At 42.5% G+C, this 247-nt stretch carries 1 pseudogene; it reads left to right on the top strand.

Annotated features, from left to right (window positions below):
* Positions 1–105: 105 nt before the first annotated feature.
* Positions 106–247: pseudogene (locus LB467_RS19670) on the top strand (ATP-binding protein); the annotation flags it as partial.

The raw sequence follows: 247 nt of genomic DNA, 5'->3' as shown, positions 1-247 counted from the left end.
CCTGTTTTACCAGGACCTCGAAGAAGATAAACCACACATCCCGGAACACGATAACTTGCGGGGTGCTTCTGCATATAAATAATAAACCTTTTAAATCTAATGAATATGAACAACAATCAGACTATTGAAAAACTAAAACAAATGCGCCTGGGGGCTATGGCCCAGTTGCACCAGCAGCACATAAAGGACAACCGCATAGAGAATATCACTGCTGATGAATACCTCGCTCTGCTGATCGATCACCAAT

The organism is Salegentibacter tibetensis, assembly GCF_020164485.1.
Classification (GTDB): Bacteria; Bacteroidota; Bacteroidia; order Flavobacteriales; family Flavobacteriaceae; genus Salegentibacter; species Salegentibacter tibetensis.
This window is presented reverse-complemented; position numbering and strand designations above follow the sequence as displayed.